This is a genomic window from Companilactobacillus suantsaicola (assembly GCF_004745525.1).
Lineage (GTDB): Bacteria > Bacillota > Bacilli > Lactobacillales > Lactobacillaceae > Companilactobacillus > Companilactobacillus suantsaicola.
This window is the reverse complement of the sequence record NZ_RKLY01000038.1, coordinates 1-19,496: the sequence shown is the minus strand read 5'-3', so window position 1 is coordinate 19,496 and position 19,496 is coordinate 1. Positions and strand designations below refer to the sequence as shown.

17 protein-coding genes and 1 pseudogene are annotated in these 19,496 nt (G+C 37.3%); 9 read left to right on the top strand and 9 right to left on the bottom strand.

Going from position 1 to position 19,496, the window contains the following annotated elements; all coding sequences use genetic code 11:
• A partial coding sequence (locus EGT49_RS12565) for a hypothetical protein (RefSeq protein WP_218960998.1) occupies positions 1-196 on the top strand: 196 nt, incomplete at its 5' end.
• 14 nt (positions 197-210) lie between these two features.
• Here the strand turns inward: EGT49_RS12565 and rpsR are convergent.
• From rpsR to dnaA, 9 genes are all read right to left on the bottom strand, one after another.
• Entirely contained in the window at positions 211-447 is a 237-nt protein-coding gene (rpsR, locus tag EGT49_RS11180; RefSeq protein ID WP_025085410.1) for a 30S ribosomal protein S18, read from the bottom strand.
• Positions 448-466: 19 nt separating this feature from the next.
• Positions 467-1,039 (bottom strand): single-stranded DNA-binding protein, encoded by a 573-nt coding sequence (gene ssb, locus EGT49_RS11175; RefSeq protein WP_135374373.1) that lies wholly within the window; start codon positions 1,037-1,039, stop codon positions 467-469.
• Between the two features lie 37 nt (positions 1,040-1,076).
• Positions 1,077-1,373, bottom strand: coding sequence for a 30S ribosomal protein S6 (gene rpsF / locus EGT49_RS11170; protein ID WP_135374371.1), 297 nt, complete (start codon positions 1,371-1,373; stop codon positions 1,077-1,079).
• Positions 1,374-1,573: 200 nt separating this feature from the next.
• Positions 1,574-4,075 carry a DNA gyrase subunit A gene (gene gyrA, locus EGT49_RS11165; RefSeq protein WP_135374369.1) on the bottom strand — a complete coding sequence of 834 codons (2,502 nt, stop codon included), beginning with the start codon at positions 4,073-4,075 and terminating at the stop codon, positions 1,574-1,576.
• 16 nt (positions 4,076-4,091) lie between these two features.
• Positions 4,092-6,041, bottom strand: a complete 1,950-nt coding sequence (gyrB, locus tag EGT49_RS11160) for a DNA topoisomerase (ATP-hydrolyzing) subunit B (protein WP_135374367.1) — start codon at positions 6,039-6,041, stop codon at positions 4,092-4,094.
• Positions 6,034-7,164: a DNA replication/repair protein RecF gene (recF, locus tag EGT49_RS11155; protein WP_135374365.1), complete on the bottom strand. Its 1,131-nt coding sequence runs from the start codon at positions 7,162-7,164 to the stop codon at positions 6,034-6,036. Before recF ends, gyrB begins: the two co-directional genes overlap by 8 nt.
• Positions 7,165-7,374 carry a S4 domain-containing protein YaaA gene (gene yaaA / locus EGT49_RS11150; RefSeq protein WP_135374363.1) on the bottom strand — a complete coding sequence of 70 codons (210 nt, stop codon included), beginning with the start codon at positions 7,372-7,374 and terminating at the stop codon, positions 7,165-7,167.
• Positions 7,375-7,614: 240 nt separating this feature from the next.
• The gene (dnaN, locus tag EGT49_RS11145) at positions 7,615-8,751 is read right to left on the bottom strand and encodes a DNA polymerase III subunit beta (RefSeq protein WP_135374361.1); all 1,137 of its coding nucleotides are present in this window, start codon (positions 8,749-8,751) and stop codon (positions 7,615-7,617) included.
• 158 nt (positions 8,752-8,909) lie between these two features.
• Positions 8,910-10,280, bottom strand: coding sequence for a chromosomal replication initiator protein DnaA (dnaA, locus tag EGT49_RS11140; protein WP_135374359.1), 1,371 nt, complete (start codon positions 10,278-10,280; stop codon positions 8,910-8,912).
• A 508-nt stretch (positions 10,281-10,788) separates the two neighbouring features.
• Between dnaA and rpmH the strand changes: the two genes are divergently transcribed.
• From rpmH to EGT49_RS11100, 8 genes and pseudogenes are all read left to right on the top strand, one after another.
• A complete protein-coding gene (gene rpmH / locus EGT49_RS11135; protein ID WP_010625561.1) occupies positions 10,789-10,929 on the top strand; it encodes a 50S ribosomal protein L34 in 141 nt (46 codons plus the stop codon).
• Between the two features lie 66 nt (positions 10,930-10,995).
• Complete coding sequence (rnpA, locus tag EGT49_RS11130) at positions 10,996-11,337, top strand: ribonuclease P protein component (protein WP_135374357.1); 342 nt, start codon at positions 10,996-10,998, stop codon at positions 11,335-11,337.
• 27 nt (positions 11,338-11,364) lie between these two features.
• Positions 11,365-12,219, top strand: coding sequence for a membrane protein insertase YidC (yidC, locus tag EGT49_RS11125; protein WP_135374355.1), 855 nt, complete (start codon positions 11,365-11,367; stop codon positions 12,217-12,219).
• A gap of 114 nt (positions 12,220-12,333) precedes the next feature.
• Positions 12,334-13,752 carry a tRNA uridine-5-carboxymethylaminomethyl(34) synthesis GTPase MnmE gene (gene mnmE, locus EGT49_RS11120; protein ID WP_425456279.1) on the top strand — a complete coding sequence of 473 codons (1,419 nt, stop codon included), beginning with the start codon at positions 12,334-12,336 and terminating at the stop codon, positions 13,750-13,752.
• Between the two features lie 17 nt (positions 13,753-13,769).
• Positions 13,770-15,701 carry a tRNA uridine-5-carboxymethylaminomethyl(34) synthesis enzyme MnmG gene (mnmG, locus tag EGT49_RS11115; RefSeq protein ID WP_135374351.1) on the top strand — a complete coding sequence of 644 codons (1,932 nt, stop codon included), beginning with the start codon at positions 13,770-13,772 and terminating at the stop codon, positions 15,699-15,701.
• A gap of 555 nt (positions 15,702-16,256) precedes the next feature.
• On the top strand, positions 16,257-17,159 hold the full coding sequence (locus EGT49_RS11110; protein WP_135374349.1) for a Gfo/Idh/MocA family protein: 903 nt from the start codon (positions 16,257-16,259) through the stop codon (positions 17,157-17,159).
• A 315-nt stretch (positions 17,160-17,474) separates the two neighbouring features.
• Complete coding sequence (locus tag EGT49_RS11105) at positions 17,475-18,665, top strand: chloride channel protein (RefSeq protein WP_135374347.1); 1,191 nt, start codon at positions 17,475-17,477, stop codon at positions 18,663-18,665.
• Positions 18,658-19,380: pseudogene (locus EGT49_RS11100) on the top strand (S66 family peptidase); the annotation flags it as partial. The gene EGT49_RS11105 and the pseudogene EGT49_RS11100, both read left to right, overlap by 8 nt.
• Positions 19,381-19,496 lie beyond the last annotated feature (116 nt).

Below are 19,496 nucleotides of genomic sequence, written 5' to 3'. Positions count from 1 at the left end.
AGATCAGAAAAAAGAAACGGCCTCACCAACGAAGAATTTTGGGGTGAGGTCGCTTAAAAAGTTATATTATTTGAGCCAAGAAAATGTCAACTTGACAAGGACGAGTGCATTCCAGCCAAAATCGGCTTTGCTATGGAGGGCGGCATACTTCTCCCAAAAAAGTATAAAAAAAAGACCACCTGAATGTGGTCTTTAATTAACTCTGAAGAATTAGTCTTCAGCAACGAATGGTAATAGAGCCATGATTCTTGCTCTCTTGATAGCTACAGTAAGCTTACGTTGGTTCTTAGCACTTGTACCTGTAACACGTCTTGGCAAAATCTTACCACGTTCTGAGATAAATCTCTTAAGTAAGTCTGTATCTTTGTAATCGATGTATTCGATATGGTTAGCAGCGATGAAGTCAACTTTACGTCTTCTACGTCCGCCTCTTCTTTGTTGGGCCATTATAATTGCTCCCTTCTATTTAAAATGGTAAATCGTCATCAGATATGTCGATTGGCTTACTGTTGTCAGCAAACGGATCGCTCATATTATTGTTTGAATTGTTAGATTGATTATTGTTGTTACTATTACTACTGTTAGCGTTATTAGCACCGTTGTAGTTATTGTTACTGTTACTATTGTTGTTGCTATATGGAGACTGACTTGATTGATTTGAATTGTAGCTAGGAGCTTGATTTGAGTTAGAGCTTCCAGAATTTCTTCTTTCACTTTCTGAACGAGATTCAAGCAATGAGAAACTGTCTACTACGACTTCAGTTACATAAACTCTTTGACCTTGTTGGTTTTCATAGTTACGTGTTTGAAGACGTCCGTCAATTCCTACTAATGAACCTTTGTTAGTGAAGTTAGCAAAATTCTCGGCAGCTTTTCTCCAGATAACACAATTAATAAAATCGGCTTCACGTTCACCTTGTGAATTAGTAAATTGTCTGTTTACAGCAACTGTAAAACTGGCAACCGCTGCACCATTGGCAGTGTATCTTAATTCAGGGTCACGTGTCAGGCGTCCAACTAGAACTACTCGATTAATCATTTATCTGCCTCCTTAAATTGTTTCACGTGAAACAAAACTAGTCTTCACGTCTAACGATCATGTGACGAAGAATGTTATCGTCGATCTTTGAAAGACGGTCGAATTCGTTAATTGCTTCATCATTTTCAGCATCTACATTGATAATGTGATAGATACCTTCTTTGTAGTTAGCAATTTCATATGCTAAACGTTTCTTTTCCCAGTCTTTTGAGTCGATTACTTTGGCGCCGTTGTCAGCAATAATCTTATCGTAACGATCGATTAATGTTTTCTTTGCGTCTTCTTCCATATCAGGTTTAATGATATATGTGATTTCGTAATGTGCTTCAGCCATGGACTGTACACCTCCTTATGGTCTAATGGTTCTAATTAAAGAACAAGGAGCATAAATTAACTGCAATTTTATACTCACAAGTTATGAGTTTATCATAAATCCCTAGTAATTACTAGAAAAAATTCTAATAAAAAATCGTTTCTGCCTGACACGTACCTTGATTGAGGTACATATCTAAATTACGCAGAAACGATTATTTTTTAATTATTATCTTCAGAATTTTCTGGAGAATCGGTTGAGTTTGAATCAGATTCATCGGTTGACTCTTCTTCTTCATCTTCAGCAGCGACCTTAGTCATTGTTGAAACGACGGAATCATTATCAACTTTGATCAATCTAACTCCCAGTGTAGCGCGACCGGTCTGTGAAACGCTTTGGACTTCAAAACGAATCATAACTCCCTTGTTAGTGATCAACATGATGTCTTCATCACCGTCAACGACAGTAAGACCAGCAATCGGACCATTCTTCTCAGTAACGTTAGCAGTCTTAATACCTTTACCACCACGTCCTTTAACAGGATACTCGCTGACAGAAGTTCTCTTACCATAACCCTTTTCAGAGATGGTTAAGATTTCTTGACCCTCTTTGGCAATTGAAGAACCGACAACGAAGTCTTCTTCACGTAACTTGATACCACGAACTCCGGCAGCAGTTCTTCCCATTGGACGAACATCACTTTCTTTAAAGGTTACGGCATAACCTTTATGAGTTCCGATTACGATAACTTGATTACCGTCAGTCAAGAAGACATTAGTTACTTCATCTTCATCCTTCAAAGTAATTGCCCGAAGTCCTGAGTGTCTGATATTAGCAAAATCAGTCACTGGGGTACGTTTAACCGTTCCAAACTTAGTTACAAAGAATAAGTAGGAATTATCGACATCGACATCCCGATCAACATTGATAACAGTTTGAATCTTCTCACCTTTTTCAATGTTCAATAAGTTGATAACCGGAATCCCCTTGGCTGTTCGACCGTATTCAGGAACTTCATAACCTTTGATTCGATAAACTTTACCAGCATTAGTAAAGAATAGTAAACGGTCATGAGTTGATGTATAGATCATTTGTTCAATGAAGTCATCATCATGGATACCCATTCCTTGAACACCACGACCACCACGATTTTGCACGCGGAATTCATCAGCTGATAGACGCTTGATGTAGCCATTGTGAGTTAGGACAACCAAGATGTTTTCTTCTTCGATCAAATCTTCATCTTCGATGTTAGCAACTTCACTAGCACGAATTTCAGTTCTTCTTGCATCACCGAATTTCTCTTGAATTTCAAGCAATTCGTCATAGATGATCTTATCAACACGTTCAGGTTTAGCCAAAATATCTTTGTAATCAGCAATCTTAACTAACAACTCTTGATATTCTGATTCAACTTTGTCACGTTCCAAACCAGTCAAACGAACCAAACGCATATCAAGGATAGCTTGTGATTGTTTGTCAGAAAGTTTATAACGATCCATCAAAGTTTGTTTAGCTACGGCAGAAGTTTGTGAACCACGAATAATTTTGATGATTTCATCAATGTGATCCAAGGCAATTCTCAATCCTTCAAGGATGTGAGCTCGAGCTTGGGCACGTCTTAATTCGTATTCAGTTCTTCTTCTAATAACTTCCTCTTGGTGTTTCAAGTAGTAGACCAAGACTTGTTTAAGCGACAAAACTTTTGGTGTCTTATCAACGATAGCAACCATGTTGATACCGTATGAGATTTGTAATTGTGTCAACTTGTAAAGATTATTCAAGACAACTGAAGCACTCATATCACGACGAAGGTCGATCACGATTCGCATACCTTCACGGTCAGATTCATCGTTTAAGTCAGTGATACCTTCAAGCTTCTTTTCACGTGCTAATTCAGCAATTCTTTCAACTAACTTAGCTTTGTTGACCATGTATGGAAGTTCAGTGACGATAATTTGTTCGGCACCATTCTTCTTAGTTACAACGTCAACTTTAGCTCGTAAGATAATCGTTCCTTTACCAGTTTCATAAGCACGACGAATTCCTGAACGACCCATGATAATACCACCAGTTGGAAAATCAGGACCAGGAACAACCTTCATCAAATCAGCAATCGTTGCATCCTTATTCTTCATCAAAATATGTAAGGCATCGATAACTTCTTTCAAGTTGTGTGATGGGATATTAGTTGTCATACCAACGGCGATACCAGTTGCCCCATTAACTAAGAGGTTAGGGAATCTGGCTGGTAAAACCATTGGTTCTTTTTCTTCACCATCGTAGTTAGGTACTAGATCGACAGTATCTTTGTTGATATCACGCAACATTTCAACTGCCATCTTGCTCATTCTAGCTTCGGTATAACGCATCGCAGCAGGTGGATCACCATCGATTGATCCAAAGTTTCCGTGTCCATCGACTAATGGATAACGATAACTGAAGTCTTGCGCCATTCTAACCATTGATTCATAAATAGCTGAATCCCCGTGGGGGTGATATTTACCCATGATATCACCAACGAAACGAGCACTCTTCTTGTATGGTTTGTCAGGTGTAACCCCCAACTCATTCATACCATAAAGAATACGGCGGTGAACTGGTTTAAGGCCATCACGAACGTCAGGTAGCGCACGTGACACGATAACACTGGCAGCGTAGTCAACGAAGGATTTCTTCATGACTTCTGTCAAGTTAACATTTTCTATTCTATGATCTGCCATTAAATTGCCATCCTCTCTAGTAGTCTACTTCTGCGTAACGAGCGTTTTCTTCAATGAAGTCTCTTCTAGGTTCAACTTTATCCCCCATTAACATTGAGAAAATCTTGTTAGCTTCAATTGCGTCATCTAGGTTCACGCGATCCAATCTTCTCTTTTCAGGATCCATAGTAGTATCCCAAAGTTGATCGGCATCCATTTCACCAAGACCCTTGTAACGTTGAATCTTTGGTTCTGGCTTTGGTGGCAATTGTTCAACAAAGTCATCTTTTTCTTTATCAGTATCAAAGTATCTCATTAATTTACCTTGACGAACTTGGTACAGAGGTGGTTTAGCGATGTAGACGTATCCTGCATCAACAACCGGTCTCATGTATCTATAGAGCAGCGTCAACAACAATGTTCGAATGTGAGCACCATCGACATCGGCATCGGTCATGATAATAATCTTGTGATATCTAGCTTTAGAAATATCAAAATCTTCACCAAATCCAGTACCCATGGCTGTAAACAATGTTCTAATTTCATCATTAGCGAGAATTTTGTCCATTGAAGCTTTTTCAACGTTCAAAATCTTACCTCTAATTGGCAAAATTGCTTGTGTCAAACGGGAACGACCAGTCTTAGCGGAACCACCGGCTGAATCACCCTCGACGATAAATAATTCAGAAATTTCAGGATCTTTACTGGAGTTGTCAGCCAACTTACCAGGTAAATTACTGATTTCCAAACCATTTTGTTTTCTAGTTACTTCCCGAGCACGCTTAGCAGCTAAACGGGCTTTCGTAGCGAGTGAACCTTTTTCAACGATCTTCTTAGCGACGTCAGGATTTTCCATCAAGAACTTCAAGAAATGTTCACTGAATAAACGATCAGTAATCGTTCTGGCATCACTGTTACCAAGTTTTGTCTTAGTTTGACCTTCAAATTGTGGATCTGGATGCTTAATTGAGACAACGGCAGTCATCCCTTCACGAACATCTTCACCAGATAATTTTTCAGTATCTTTTAATAATTTATTTTTGTGAGCGTAATCGTTAATTACTCGAGTCAAAGCAGTCTTGAAACCAACTTCGTGAGTTCCACCTTCATATGTGTGGATGTTATTAGCGAACGTCATCAAGTTAGTGTGATATTCATCAGTATATTGAAGTGCAACTTCAACGGTAATTCCGTCTTGAACCCCTTCAACATAAATTGGCTCTGGGAATAAGACTTCCTTATCCTTATCCATGAATTCAACGTAACTCTTGATTCCACCTTCATAGTGGAAGACTAATTTTTCAGCTGTCTCAGCACGTTTATCAGTGAAAGTTAATTTCAAGCCTTTATTTAAGAAAGCCAGTTCTCTAATTCTAGTCGTCAAAACTTTGTCATCGTAAACCGTTGTTTCCGTAAAAATATCAGGATCCGGCACGAAATGAACTCGAGTTCCGTGAGCAAATTCACCAGCATCGCCTAAAATGTGCATTGCATGATTAACTTTGCCACGTTTGAAGTCGATTCCGTAACGTTTACCACCACGGACAACTTCAACATCTAGTTCACTACTCAAAGCATTAACAACCGAAGCACCAACACCGTGGAGACCACCGGAAACTTTATATCCGCCACCGCCGAATTTACCACCGGCATGCAAAATTGTATAAACCGTTTCAAGTGCAGGTTTTCCGGTCTTCTTTTGAATATCGACTGGAATACCACGACCATCATCGGTAACAGTTATGGAGTTATCAGGTTCAACAGTAACTTCGATTTTTGTTGCGAAACCAGCTAAAGCTTCATCAATACCGTTATCAATAATTTCCCAAACAAGGTGGTGTAATCCTTGTTTACTAGTAGAACCAATGTACATACCGGGACGTTTACGAACAGCCTCTAGTCCTTCAAGAACTTGAATTTGACTCGCATCATATTCTTCGACTTGTTCTTCTCTTTTTTCTAGCTCAGCTTTTCTGTCTTCAGCCATTAAATCTCTCCTCCTGTTGAACTTTGCCATTATTTATATTTAAGATATTCGGATTCTTTACCAAATTAGGATCTACATCATCGATTGAAGTGGTGGTAATAAACGTTTGAATGCCATGTTTGATTGAAGATAACAAATGAGTCTGTCTTTTGTGATCAAGTTCTGATAAGACATCATCCAATAACAGAATCGGATAGTCCCCAACCTGATCTTTCATCAACTCAACTTCAGCCAGTTTCAAACTCAAGGCAACTGAACGCTGCTGACCTTGTGAACCAAAATCTTGAGCATTTTTTCCATTTACCAAAAATTTAATATCATCACGGTGGGGCCCAATAAGTGTCACGCCACGCTGAATTTCCTTTTGATAATTTTTCTTGAAATTGTCTTTGAAAATTTCATAGATGTTTTCAAGAGTTTTTCCTTCAGTATTGAAAAAGGTACTGTAAGTGATTTTTAATTCTTCATGATCTTCAGTTATGTTTGCATGAATTTTTTCAATATATGTTTGCAACTTTTTCAAAAATTGTAAACGCGAAAAAATTACTTCAGCACAGTAAGCCGAAAATTGATCAGATAAAACATCCAAGTAAATCAAATCTTTTGCTTGATGATGCTGAAGTTTTTTCAAATATGCATTTCGCTGTTTTAAAACCGATTTGAATTGGCTCATCGTCTTTAAATATTGCGGCGACATTTGACCAAATTCCATATCAATGAATTTGCGACGAATTCCTGGATTGCCTTTCACAATTGAAAGGTCCTCAGGCGAAAAAAGGACCACGTTTAAATTACCGATATAAGTTGATAATTTACGTTGTTCCAAATTGTTCAATTTAGCTTTTTTACCTGATTTGCTAATGACCAAATCCAGTTTCAAACGACTGGAATTGTCTTTGATAACCGTTCCCGAAATTCGAGCAAAATCACTGCCCCACTTAATTAAATCCTTGTCATTTGATGTTCGATGGCTTCTTGTTAAAGCTAAAAAATACATAGCCTCTAATAAATTGGTCTTGCCTTGGGCATTCTCACCTAAAAAAACATTGATATTAGGTGAAAATTCGACCTGCAAGGATTCGTAGTTGCGATAATTTTGAAGTCTTAGTTCTTTGACAAACATCTATTCAATTTCAAATGTTTGATCTCCAACAACGACCACGTCACCAGAACGCAACTTCTTACCGCGACGATCCTCAGGACTGCCATTAAGTAAGACTGAATTCTCTTTTAAGAACCACTTAGCTTGGCCACCAGTTGAAATGACACCAGCATCTTTTAGTAATTGACCTAAGGTAATAAATTCAGTTTCAAGCTTAATTTTTTCAGACATAATAACACCCTATTTATTAGATTTATCCATTTAATGACATATTGATATTATAGTTGTTTTCACAATAAAAAACAACTTAGAACCAAATATCAGGCGATTTAAGCAATTTTTACGTTTATGAGTATCCACCCACTAAAATCGCTGAAAAAAAGTTCTTAGCCAAATTTATGGCGTTTACCTATAACAATGCCAAAAAAATAGGCCGAACCGAAAGGTTCAGCCTAAGTAGACTATTTCACATTAAAATGTTCGAACTGGTGTGATCAATTGTACGAAATTATCACGATCTTCAACCGGTCTTAAAGTAAATGGATGAAGTGGTGATGTGAAACTCATTTCAATTGTTGTGTTGCCACCAAAGGATCTCAAAGCATCTTTTAGGTAATCAGGGTTGAAGGAAATTTCCAAATCGTCCCCTTCTAGATTGTCGAAATCAAGTACTTCTTCTACAGTACCAACTTCAGGAGAATTTCCATAAAGAGTGGCTTTTTTATCCACAGCCTTGATTTCCAATTTAATAACGTTGTTACGACTTTCGTGTGAAAGAAGTGAAGCACGTTCGACTGAAGCAAGTAGTTTTGAAGAATCAAAAGTCAAACGAGTACTTGATTCTTCAGGAATTAGGCGATCAGTTTCTGGGTAGCGACCATCAAGCAAGCGTGAATAGAACATAATATTGTCAAAACTGAATAACACTTGGTTTTCAGAGATTGACATTGAAATTTCTTTAACACTGTCGCTGATAGTTCTAACTAATTCTGTCAAACTCTTACCAGGAATAATCAAGTTGTAGTCTTCATCACTTGTGATATTGATCTTTCTTTGTGAAAGACGATGACTATCAGTTGCAACAGCTGTCAATCCTTCTGAACTGATCAAGAAGTTGACACCAGTTAAAACGGGACGACTCTCTTGAGTTGAAACGGCGATAACGGTTTGATTGACGACTTCTTTGAAGACATCAGTTGGTAAAACTAGTTGATTGTCAGTTTCGACTTCTGGCAAATGAGGATAATTGACTGCATCTAAACCGTTGATGGTAAATTCTGATACACCAGATTTGATTAAAGTCTGATTATTTTCAAGAACTTCTAATTCAAAATTGTCACCAGGAAGTTTTTTAATGATTTCGTTAAAGAATCTGGCTGGTAAAACAATTGAACCAGTGTTTTCAATTTTCAAGTCGTTTTCAGAATCATTTTTGTCGATGAAAGCTGTGATTGAAATATCAGAGTTACTTCCAGTGATAGTTAAACCACTTTCGGACAAGTCTAATTTCATACCTGTCAAAATTGGTATAGTTGTTTTGGTTGAAATTGCTCGTTGAACGTTACTAGTTTGATTGATGAATTTTGTTCGATCGATAGAAAATTTCATAGGTAACTCCCTTTTTTAATTAATTAATATATAAATAGAAGTAGTAGTAGGTACTGTTGAAACTGTGGAAAACTTATTTGAGACTAGAAATAAAAAGAAATTCACATGTTATTAACAGTTGTGGATAACTTTGGGAAAACTCCGAAGTTATAAACATGTTAATTTCTGAGGTCATCTTTAAGTTCATTGATGGAGCGTTTCAAATCATCATCTTTTAGTGCTAAAGCAGATATTTTATCACAAGAATGCATGACAGTGGTATGGTCTTTGCCTCCAAATTCCATTCCGATTTGTGGCAATGACTTGTCTGTCAGTTCGCGTGATAGGTACATCGCAATTTGACGTGGGACAACGATTGTTTTGACACGTTTCTTTCCTTTTAAATCTTGAACGGAAACGTGATAGTACTTGGCTACTTTAGTTTGGATCTTGGAAATAGAAATTCCATTTTTATCATTAGATAGTTTGAATGCTTTCAAAGCATCAGCGGCGACGGACTTGGTAATGTCAGTATTAATAGTAGTTGAATAAGCTTGGACGCGAATCAAAGCTCCTTCAAGTTCACGGACATTCGTGTCGATCTGGGCTGCGATGTAAGACAATGTGTCGTTTGGAATTTCCAAATGTTCTGCCTTAGCTTTGTTTCTTAGAATTGCAATTCTAGTTTCGAGATCAGGTGCAGTGATGTCGGCTGACAAACCACTGGTAAATCTTGAGACTAATCTGGCCTGTAATTTAGGGATTTCGTTAGGTAAGCGATCGGAAGTCATTACGATTTGCTTGCCATTCTCATAAAGTTCGTTAAAAGTATGGAAAAATTCTTCTTGAGTTCCCTCTTTTTCTGCGAAGAATTGAATATCATCTATTAATAGTAGATCGACGTTTCGATACTCTTGGCGAAAATCATCTTGTGTGCGCATTTGAATCGAGTTGATAAAGTCATTAGCAAAGGTTTCACTTGTAACATATTTGACTTTAGCATTTGGATCAAGTTTGATCATCTGATGTCCAATTGCTTGCATCAAATGAGTTTTTCCTAAGCCAACTCCTCCATAAATAAAGAGCGGATTGTAGACACCACCGGGATCTTCGGCTGCTGCTAGAGCTGCGGCATGGGCCATTTGGTTGCCACTTCCGACAATAAATGAAGAAAAAGTATATTTAGGATTCAAATGCGAGTTATGAAAAATATGTTTTTGGGTTGGTTCTGGTTGAGGAGTTTCTTCTTTTATAGGAGGCTCCTCTTTTTTTGTGACTTCATCGTCATTTTCTATGATTGGGTTGAGTTCAATTCCGTTTAATTCATATGAATAGATAGCAATTTTTTCGGTATAATTTCGTTCCCAATAATCCTTGTGAAGTTTAGTAGGTACGGAAATATAAATATTGTTTCCATCAATATATAAGGGATTTGCACTTTCAACCCAAGTCGAATAACTAACAGAAGTTAATTGGGATTTGAGTTTATTAGTAAAATAATCCCAAAATTCTGTTAGTTTTGGATCAGTTGAATTATTTATATTTTGCAATTATTTCCCCCCAATCTGTAGTTGTGGATAATTTTTTCCCTAAAATGACATCCTATAGTTTATCATTCTATTAAATAGTTTTCCACAGAACACTTGTTTAAATTTAGAACAAATAACAACAGGTATTTTCTTAATCCACAATCTTGTGCAAAAAAAGAAAGGGTGACAGTTATTAACACAGTTATCCACAATTAAACCCTTTACAAAAGCCTACATTCTTGGTGTTACGTCCAAAAAACAAGATTTTCACCAATCCTGTGGAAAACTATAACACAGCAAAATCATACAGGGTAAAACTCTGTTAAAAGTGCTGTGGATAAATTTGGTTATCAAATTAGTGTAAAATTTATCCACAGTCGAAAATGCGAAAAACTTCCTTTAAAAGAATTCCATTTATAGGAAATTAGCTGTTTAAATTCATGACAAATCATGATATTATAGTTAAGCAATTGTCTGAAGAAGCGTTATTTAAAAAATAATTTTATAAAAAGAGTCAGGAGGTTTACTGATGACTACAAAGAGAACATTTCAACCAAAGAAGCGTCACCGTGAACGCGTCCATGGTTTCATGAAAAGAATGAGTACAAGTAATGGTCGCAAAGTTTTAGCAAGACGCCGTAAAAAGGGTCGTAAAGTATTATCAGCTTAGTTTTGAAGGATCACTAAAATTTTGGTGGTCTTTTTTTATTACAAAACGAGAGTAGTCTGGTGACATATGAGAAAAAGCTATCGAATAAAAAAAGAAAATGAATTTCAATATGTTTATTCAAATGGATATTCAGTCGCTAATAAGAATTTTGTCTTGTACAAAATTGCTAAAAAGGACCAAAAACATTTCCGAGTTGGAATTTCAGTTGGTAAGAAGGTTTCCCATACAGCGGTTGGCCGTAATCGAATTAAGAGATATATTCGCCAATCACTTTTGGAACTCAAACCAGAAATTCCTGCCGAATTGGATTTTTTGATCATCGCAAGAAAACCATCATTTGATTTGGACATGTTCGAAACAAAAAAGAATATTGTGCATTTATTGAAATTGGGTAAAATATTACAATAGGGTAAGTATTTTAATAAATAAAAAATAATGGGTGTAAAAGTGAATAAAAAAAGCTTAAAGAAGTACATAGGTATTGCGCTATTACTTAGTGTTGTATTAGTTTTAGCTGGTTGTTCTAACTTGAACGAACCAATCACAAGCCACAGTACTGGATTTTGGGATCATTATATTTTGTATAACTTTTCCAGATTCATTCTTTGGTTAGCTTCAATTGTTGGCAATAGTTATGGCTGGGCAATCGTACTTTTCACAATTATCGTGCGTGTTGTCTTGTTGCCACTTAACTGGTTCCAAATCAAGAGTATGAATAAGCAAATGAAGATCCAACCTCAGATGAAGGCTCTTCAAGAGAAATATTCAGCTAAAGATATGGATACTCAACAAAAATTGAGGGAAGAAACACAAAAACTTTATAGTGAAGCTGGAGTCAATCCAGTGGCCGGTTGTTTGCCATTGTTGATCCAAATGCCAGTTATGTTCGCCTTGTATCAAGCAATTTACAAGACAACACAATTGCGTGATGGGACATTCTTATGGATGCAACTAGGAAAGGCTGATCCATACTACATTATGGCTATTTTAGCCGGTGTATTTACTTTCTTGAGTACTTACATTTCCAGTCTTTCACAACCACAACAAAACTCCACAACGAAGATTATGACTTACGTCATGCCATTCTTCATTTTCATACCAGCATTGACATTCCCATCAGCTATTACAATTTATTGGGTTGTAACTAATGCGTTCCAAGTTCTTCAGACATTGGCTTTCCAAAATCCGTTCAAGTATCGTCGTGAGCAAAAAGAGGCTGAAGAAGCTGAAAAAGAGAAACAACGTAAGATTAGAAAAGCTAAGAAGCGTATTTACAAGAATCGTAAGTAAATAATTGACAATTTCAAGAAAACTGTTTAAGATGTTCTAGAAATTGTACATAACATATATAGAAAAGTAGTCAAGGTGCTTTTCCGTCAAACGGGCGGATTATGCACTTTTTTTATGCTCAAAAATAGAGAAGGGAGCTATTTTATGCCAAGTGCAGTAACGGAATACGATACAATTGCTGCGATTTCGACTCCTCCTGGGGAAGGTGCCATTTCAATCGTGCGTCTTTCAGGGGATCAAGCAGTTGAAATTGCCGAAAAAGTCTTCAAAGGAAAAGACTTACGAAAAGTAGCTAGTCATACGATCAATTACGGACACATTATCGACCCAAGTACCAAGTCATTAGTTGATGAAGTTATGGTCTCAGTTATGCGAGCTCCAAAGACTTTTACCAGAGAAGATGTCGTTGAAATAAATACCCACGGGGGTATAGTTGCGACAAATAAAGTCTTACAATTATTGATTGGTTCAGGGGCTAGAATGGCCGAACCTGGTGAATTTACTAAACGAGCTTTCTTAAATGGCCGCATTGATTTGACGCAAGCTGAATCAGTTATGGATTTGATCCGTGCTAAAACCGATAAAGCTATGCAAGTGGCTGTTAACCAATTGGATGGAAACTTGCATCATTTGATCGCTAATTTAAGACAAGAAATTCTCGACTCACTAGCTCAAGTGGAAGTAAATATTGATTATCCAGAATATGATACTGACCAGATGACTACGAAGATATTGTTGGAAAAAGCTCATACGGTAAGTAAAAGTATCGATGAGCTCTTGAAAACAGCTGACAGCGGTGAAATTTTGCAACATGGACTCGCTACGGCAATTGTCGGAAAACCTAATGTTGGAAAATCTAGTCTGTTGAATCGTCTTTTGGATGAAGATAAGGCAATCGTAACTGATGTTGCTGGAACTACTCGAGACGTGGTTGAACAATATGTCAACATCGATGGAGTGCCATTGAAATTGATCGATACTGCCGGCATTCGTGACACTGAAGATAAGGTTGAAAAAATTGGGGTTGAACGTTCAAAAGCTGCTTTGAAACAAGCTGATCTAGTTATCCTAGTTTTGGATTCCAGCCGTGACTTAGAAGAAGACGATTTGGAATTACTCGCTGCTACGAGTGATAAACGTCGAATCGTTATTTTTAATAAGAATGATTTGATGCCCGTTATAACGCCTAACTCAGTCGTTCAATTGAAAGCTGATGACATTATTTTGCAAACTTCAGCGATTAAAAACGATGGGATTGAAATGATCAAACAAACAATCAGTAAGATTTTCAATTCTGGAATTGAAGATAACAGTAGTAACGTGATTATTACTAGTGCTCGTCAAGCTGGTTTGTTGCGTAAAGCCAAAAATAGCCTTGAGAGCGTTATTTCTGGAATTGAAGCAGGAATGCCTATCGACTTAGTTCAAATCGATATGACGGACTGCTGGAACACTCTCGGGGAAATTACTGGAGAAAGTTATCCTGATGAGTTGATTACACAATTATTCTCACAATTTTGTTTAGGAAAATAGTAAAGGTGAACAGATAGATGGAAGTAAAAGAATTTGATTCAGAAACTTATGACGTCATCGTCGTAGGTGCTGGCCACGCTGGTTCAGAGGCTGCTTTAGCTTCTGCTAGAATGGGTCAAAAGACACTCTTAATTACAATTAACTTGGATATGGTGGCTTTCATGCCATGTAATCCTTCAGTTGGTGGACCCGCTAAGGGAATCGTCGTTCGAGAAATCGATGCGCTTGGTGGTCAAATGGGTAAGAATATCGATAAAACTTACATTCAAATGAGAATGCTTAATACCGGTAAAGGCCCAGCTGTTCGTGCTTTACGTGCTCAAGCTGATAAGAATATGTACCACCGTGTGATGAAAGATACTTTGGAAAAGGAACCTAATTTGACTCTTCGTCAAGGTATTGCCGAAAAATTGATCGTTGAAGATGGCGTCTGCAAAGGAATCGTCACGGCAACTGGGGCTAGATATCACGCTAAATCAGTTGTCTTAACTGCTGGTACGTCTTCACGAGGCAAGATCATTATTGGTGAATTGATGTATTCATCAGGTCCTAACAACAGTATTCCTTCAATCAAGTTGTCAGAAGACCTTGAAAAACATGGCTTCAAGTTGACTCGTTTTAAGACTGGTACACCGCCACGTGTTAACAAAGATACGATCGACTTTGACCAAACGATTGAACAACCTGGTGACAAAGAACCAAACCACTTCTCATTTGAGACACCGGATTCAAATTACTTACAACATCAAATTTCTTGTTGGATGACTTATACGAATGCTGATACTCACAAGATCATTCGCGATAATCTTGATCGAGCACCGATGTTTTCTGGTGTTATCAAGGGTGTTGGTCCTAGATACTGTCCTTCAATTGAAGACAAGATCGTTCGATTCGCAGATAAGCCAAGACATCAAATCTTCTTGGAGCCAGAAGGTAAAGATACCCAAGAATATTATGTGGGTGATTTCTCAACTTCAATGCCCGAAGAAATTCAATTGAAAATGTTGCATTCAGTTGCCGGGTTACAAAACGCTAAGTTGATGCGTCCTGGTTATGCGATTGAATATGATGTGATCGAGCCCTGGCAATTGAAGTTGAATCTTGAAACTAAAGTTGTGAAGAATCTCTTCACTGCCGGCCAAATGAATGGAACTTCTGGTTATGAAGAAGCTGCTGGACAAGGTATCATGGCTGGTATTAATGCGGCACTTCGTGCTCAAGGAAAAGATCCATTTATCTTGCATCGTAACGAAGCTTATATCGGTGTTTTGATCGATGACTTGGTAACTAAGGGAACTAACGAGCCTTATCGTCTATTGACAAGTCGTGCTGAATATCGTTTGATTTTGCGTCATGACAACGCTGACCTTCGTTTAACTGACAAAGGGTACGAACTTGGTTTAATCAGTGATGATCGTTATAACGCCTTTAAAGAAAAGCGTCAAACTATCAATATGGAATTAGACCGTTTATCTCGTAAGATGATTACACCAAAGATGGCTTTACCATTCTTGAAAGCTCATGACTTGAAGCCACTAAAAGATGGAATCTTAGCTGATCACTTCTTGAGAAGACCAGAAGTTCACTATCAAGATATTATTGATATGGTCGGTCAAGCTGATTATCCAGTTGACAATCGAGTAGCTGAACAAGTTGAAATTGCTACTAAGTATGCTGGTTACATCAAGAAAGAAGAGTTCCAAATCGAACGCTTGAAACGTATGGAATCAAAGAAGATTCCTGCTAGAATCGACTACACTAAGATTGACAGTTTAGCTACTGAAGCAGTTCAAAAATTGAGTAAGATCAATCCAGAAACAATTGCTCAAGCTAGTCGTATCAGTGGAGTTAATCCAGCTGATATTAGTATTTTGAGCGTTTATATTGAACAAGGTAAGATCGCTAAGTTACCTGAAGCAAAAATTACAAAATTACCAGAAATAAAGTAATCGTTATAACGTTACGGTGAAAACTAATAATGAATAAAAACGTGAAAGAGACGTGTCGCAAGCGACACGTCTCTTTTTTTCAAAAAGAAAACAAGAAGAAAATTCCGCCGCGATTTATCATTTGATAAATAAATGATTTTGAAAAGTGAATGGCGTTATGTTTGAGAATGAGTTTGCATTCTAATTTAGTTATAAAGGAATATAGAGATATTCTACTAGCGATATTTGTATTAATACAATTTTACTCTTTTGAATTAAACAGAATAAAAAATAGAATTAGGATCTAGTCCGGAGCACAAGCCCTGTGATGACTCAGCTGCCAAATTCTTGTTAGTGCTTTAGCACTTACAAGAAGACCTAGTTTTGAGATTTTGCGTACTTTGCAAAAGCTCAAAATAGCGTCGGCCGCATTCCAGCTCATCACAGGGCTTGTGCGGAGGACGGCATCTAACACTAACTAAAGAAAAGAACCTAGGGATGATTTACTGAAGGTGGTAGAATTATAGACAGACGATTCGAAAACGATTACAAAAATAATGATAATGGAGTGATAGTATGGAAAAAATTGGTGTGATTGGACTTGGAAATATTGCCCAAAAAGCTTATTTACCCGTCATGGCAACTTTACAAGATAAATTTGAATGGCATTTGACGACTCGTAATGAACAAAAGGGTGAAATGCTGGAACATAAATATGGCTTCAAGCACTTTCACCAAACGTTGTCGGAATTGATTGCGGAAAAACCACTAGCGGTCTTTGTTCATACCCCAACGCAGACTCATTTTGAAATCATCAAACAACTATTAGAAGCGGGCATCAATGTTTACGTCGATAAACCAGTTTCGGAGAATTTAGCTGAGGTTGAACAACTTTACAAATTGGCAGCGGATAAGAATTTACTGTTAACTTGTGGTTTCAATCGCCGTTTTGCTCCGTTTAATCAAGAGCTCAAGAAAGTGGCCGATAAGAGAACTATTGTCTCAGAAAAGATTCGTGAGAATGCACCACAACCGACTGCTTTTGCCATCTTTGATTTAATGATTCATTCTGTCGATACGGCAGTTTATTTGATGGATGAAAAAATCAACGATGTTAAAAATTTTCTTGTGACTAATGATGGTAATTTGGAGCAAGGTTACATTACCCTTTATGGTCAAAAGTCACAGGTTCAAATTATTACCAATATGGTTGGTGGCAGTAACTTAGAACAAACGACTGTCCAAGGTAGTAAAACTCGCCAGATCGTAACTGATTTAAACAAATTGCAAACTTATCAAACGGGAGCAGTTTTACAACAAGCTCGTCCCGATTGGGAAAATACTTTGGTAACGCGTGGCTTTGATCCAATTATTCACGCTTTCTTGACAGCAGTAAGTAACGGATCTAGTAATCCCGTTAGTCCTGAATCAGCGATTCTAAGTCATAAATTGTGTGCTGATTTAGTAAAAACTATCTAAATACTATATCTTGTGACGAACACTTGTTTAGATACCAGATGTTCCATGTGAAACAATGTGCCAAAAGGCTTGATAATTCAAGATTTCTCGGGCCTTTTAATTGTAAACGGATTCCATTTTTACTTTAAAAAAATAAAAATTGACCAAACACTTTTTCCGTGCGATACTACATCTGGTGCCAAACCGAGGTAAGGGAACGTGGTTGGCGCGTCAGCGTTTGGAAAATCATCGCACCTTACCACCTAGGCTCTGCATTTTTGCAGGGTCTTTTTTTTATCTAAAATGATATAATCAGCAGTATTTAGAGAGTGGGTGATGGTAATTAAAAAGATTGCTTTTGTTAGTTACGGACTATTTTTGAGTGCGGTGATTGGATTGATTGCGGCTGTCTTTTTAGTCCTAGAGAATTTCATCACGGAAATTGTTTGGCACGGACAAAATCATTTTGTCCAAACTTTCGTTGTTTTGGTCGGAAGTGTCATTTTATATTTCCTCTTAAAGAAGTGGCCGAACCTTCCGAAAACGACGCATGATTCAATTAAGGAATTGAAAGAAAATCAGACGATTGATTATCAAGATGTCTTTTTGAATCTATTGGTGACTATCGTTATTTTGGGTTTTGGAGCAGGTGTCGGTCCAGAAGCAGCGTTGTTGAGTGCGATTATTTCGTTATCGATTTGGCAAGCTGATAATTTACGTTATTTTTATTTCAATTATGAAGAATTGTTGCAACTACCTTTGAAACAAGTTTTTAAACGTCTGTTTGATCCGTTTAACTACCGTCAAAAATACAATGCTCAAAAGGCGATCAAAAATCCAAAATTAATTAAATGGAAGAAGACTTTGTATTTTGTTTTCACGGTCAATGGTGTTTTGGCATTTGGGCTCTTGATCAAGCAAACTGATCAACCTTCATTTATTACCAAACTTGGTCAAACTCATTGGACTTGGCAACAATTGTGGGTAATTCCGGTTTTATTAGTTATTGGAATAATTGTTGGTAAAATTTTAAAGTTAGCTAGTCAGTTATTTGAAAAGATGCTTGACCGACTTAATTTATCACTCGCCATTAAGGTTTTATTAGGTGCTTTAGGCATCATCGTAGTAGCCTTCTTTGCTCCTGATTTGTTGTTCTCGGGTCAACATAGTCTACATTTGTTAGTGACGACTTGGAGTCAAAAACCGGCTTTAGAGTTGTTTGTTTTAGCTTTATTGAAATTGATTTTTTTAGTCTGGTGTTTAAATTTACATTGGCGAGGAGGAGATATTTTTCCAATCACCTTTGCTGCTTTAACGGCCGGATTTGCGATGGCCCAGTTGTTAAATGTCGATGTCTTATTGGTAGTGGCAGTCTTTGCGACTGTTTTGATGAGTGAATTGTTGTCGCCAATTGTCGCAGGAATCTTTTTGATACTATTTTTCCCGATTCAATTATCAGCAATCATCGTTTTGGTAGCGGCGATTATGTGGTTGAAGAATAAATATTTAGGGGGATTCTATGATTAAACCGCAAGCTTTACAAAAGGGTGACCACGTTGCTATTGTCAGTTTGTCGTCAGGCGTTTTAGGTGAGGAATCGGTTGCTCATGAACTAACAGCTGGAAAAAATAGGATGAAGGAATTAGGTTTAGTACCGGTCTTCATGGAAAATAGTTTGAAAGGCTTAGATTATTTAAAAAATCATCCTGAAGCTCGAGCTCAAGATTTAAAACAAGCTTTTAGTGACCCAGAAATCAAAGGAATTTTTTGTGCAATTGGTGGCGATGATACTTATCGCTTAGCACCTTATCTACTAAATGACGAGAAATTCATTAAAAATGTTCAAGAACATCCCAAGTTGTTTACTGGTTTTTCTGATACAACAGTCGACCATTTGATGCTCTATCAATTGGGATTGACGACTTATTATGGACCTAGTTTTATTAATGATCTGGCGGAGTTAGGGCCAGATTTATTGCCATATACGAAAAAAACTTTGGAGCATTTCTTTGAAAATCCCCAGACAACAGAAATTTCCAGTAGTCCAGTTTGGTATGAAGAACGAACCGATTTTTCCAGTCAAGCAGTCGGAACTCCTAGAATTAGCCATCCTGAAAAAAGAGGCTATCAAGTTTTACGTGGATCGGGCAAAGTCACTGGAAAATTACTTGGGGGATGTTTGGACAGTATAAACAGTCTGATAGTCGACCGTTATTATGCAGATGAACCAAGTGTCAGTCAAAACAGACTAAGCTAAGTGAGTAAATTAATTTTTGACGAAGAATTAATTTACTCACTTTTTTTGATAAAGTGAATGTGAGATTAATGCCGTACGTGAAATTGGCACTTGATGCCGTA

What these genes read in the sequence shown, in the direction of transcription:
- rpsR (WP_025085410.1), bottom strand. Translation starts at nt 447, where the DNA reads ATGGCCCAACAAAGAAGAGGCGGACGTAGAAGACGTAAAGTTGACTTC.
- ssb (WP_135374373.1), bottom strand. Translation starts at nt 1,039, where the DNA reads ATGATTAATCGAGTAGTTCTAGTTGGACGCCTGACACGTGACCCTGAA.
- rpsF (WP_135374371.1), bottom strand. Translation starts at nt 1,373, where the DNA reads ATGGCTGAAGCACATTACGAAATCACATATATCATTAAACCTGATATG.
- gyrA (WP_135374369.1), bottom strand. Translation starts at nt 4,075, where the DNA reads ATGGCAGATCATAGAATAGAAAATGTTAACTTGACAGAAGTCATGAAG.
- gyrB (WP_135374367.1), bottom strand. Translation starts at nt 6,041, where the DNA reads ATGGCTGAAGACAGAAAAGCTGAGCTAGAAAAAAGAGAAGAACAAGTC.
- recF (WP_135374365.1), bottom strand. Translation starts at nt 7,164, where the DNA reads ATGTTTGTCAAAGAACTAAGACTTCAAAATTATCGCAACTACGAATCC.
- yaaA (WP_135374363.1), bottom strand. Translation starts at nt 7,374, where the DNA reads ATGTCTGAAAAAATTAAGCTTGAAACTGAATTTATTACCTTAGGTCAA.
- dnaN (WP_135374361.1), bottom strand. Translation starts at nt 8,751, where the DNA reads ATGAAATTTTCTATCGATCGAACAAAATTCATCAATCAAACTAGTAAC.
- rpmH (WP_010625561.1), top strand. Translation starts at nt 10,789, where the DNA reads ATGACTACAAAGAGAACATTTCAACCAAAGAAGCGTCACCGTGAACGC.
- rnpA (WP_135374357.1), top strand. Translation starts at nt 10,996, where the DNA reads ATGAGAAAAAGCTATCGAATAAAAAAAGAAAATGAATTTCAATATGTT.
- yidC (WP_135374355.1), top strand. Translation starts at nt 11,365, where the DNA reads ATGGGTGTAAAAGTGAATAAAAAAAGCTTAAAGAAGTACATAGGTATT.
- mnmE (WP_425456279.1), top strand. Translation starts at nt 12,334, where the DNA reads ATGCTCAAAAATAGAGAAGGGAGCTATTTTATGCCAAGTGCAGTAACG.
- mnmG (WP_135374351.1), top strand. Translation starts at nt 13,770, where the DNA reads ATGGAAGTAAAAGAATTTGATTCAGAAACTTATGACGTCATCGTCGTA.
- EGT49_RS11110 (WP_135374349.1), top strand. Translation starts at nt 16,257, where the DNA reads ATGGAAAAAATTGGTGTGATTGGACTTGGAAATATTGCCCAAAAAGCT.
- EGT49_RS11105 (WP_135374347.1), top strand. Translation starts at nt 17,475, where the DNA reads ATGGTAATTAAAAAGATTGCTTTTGTTAGTTACGGACTATTTTTGAGT.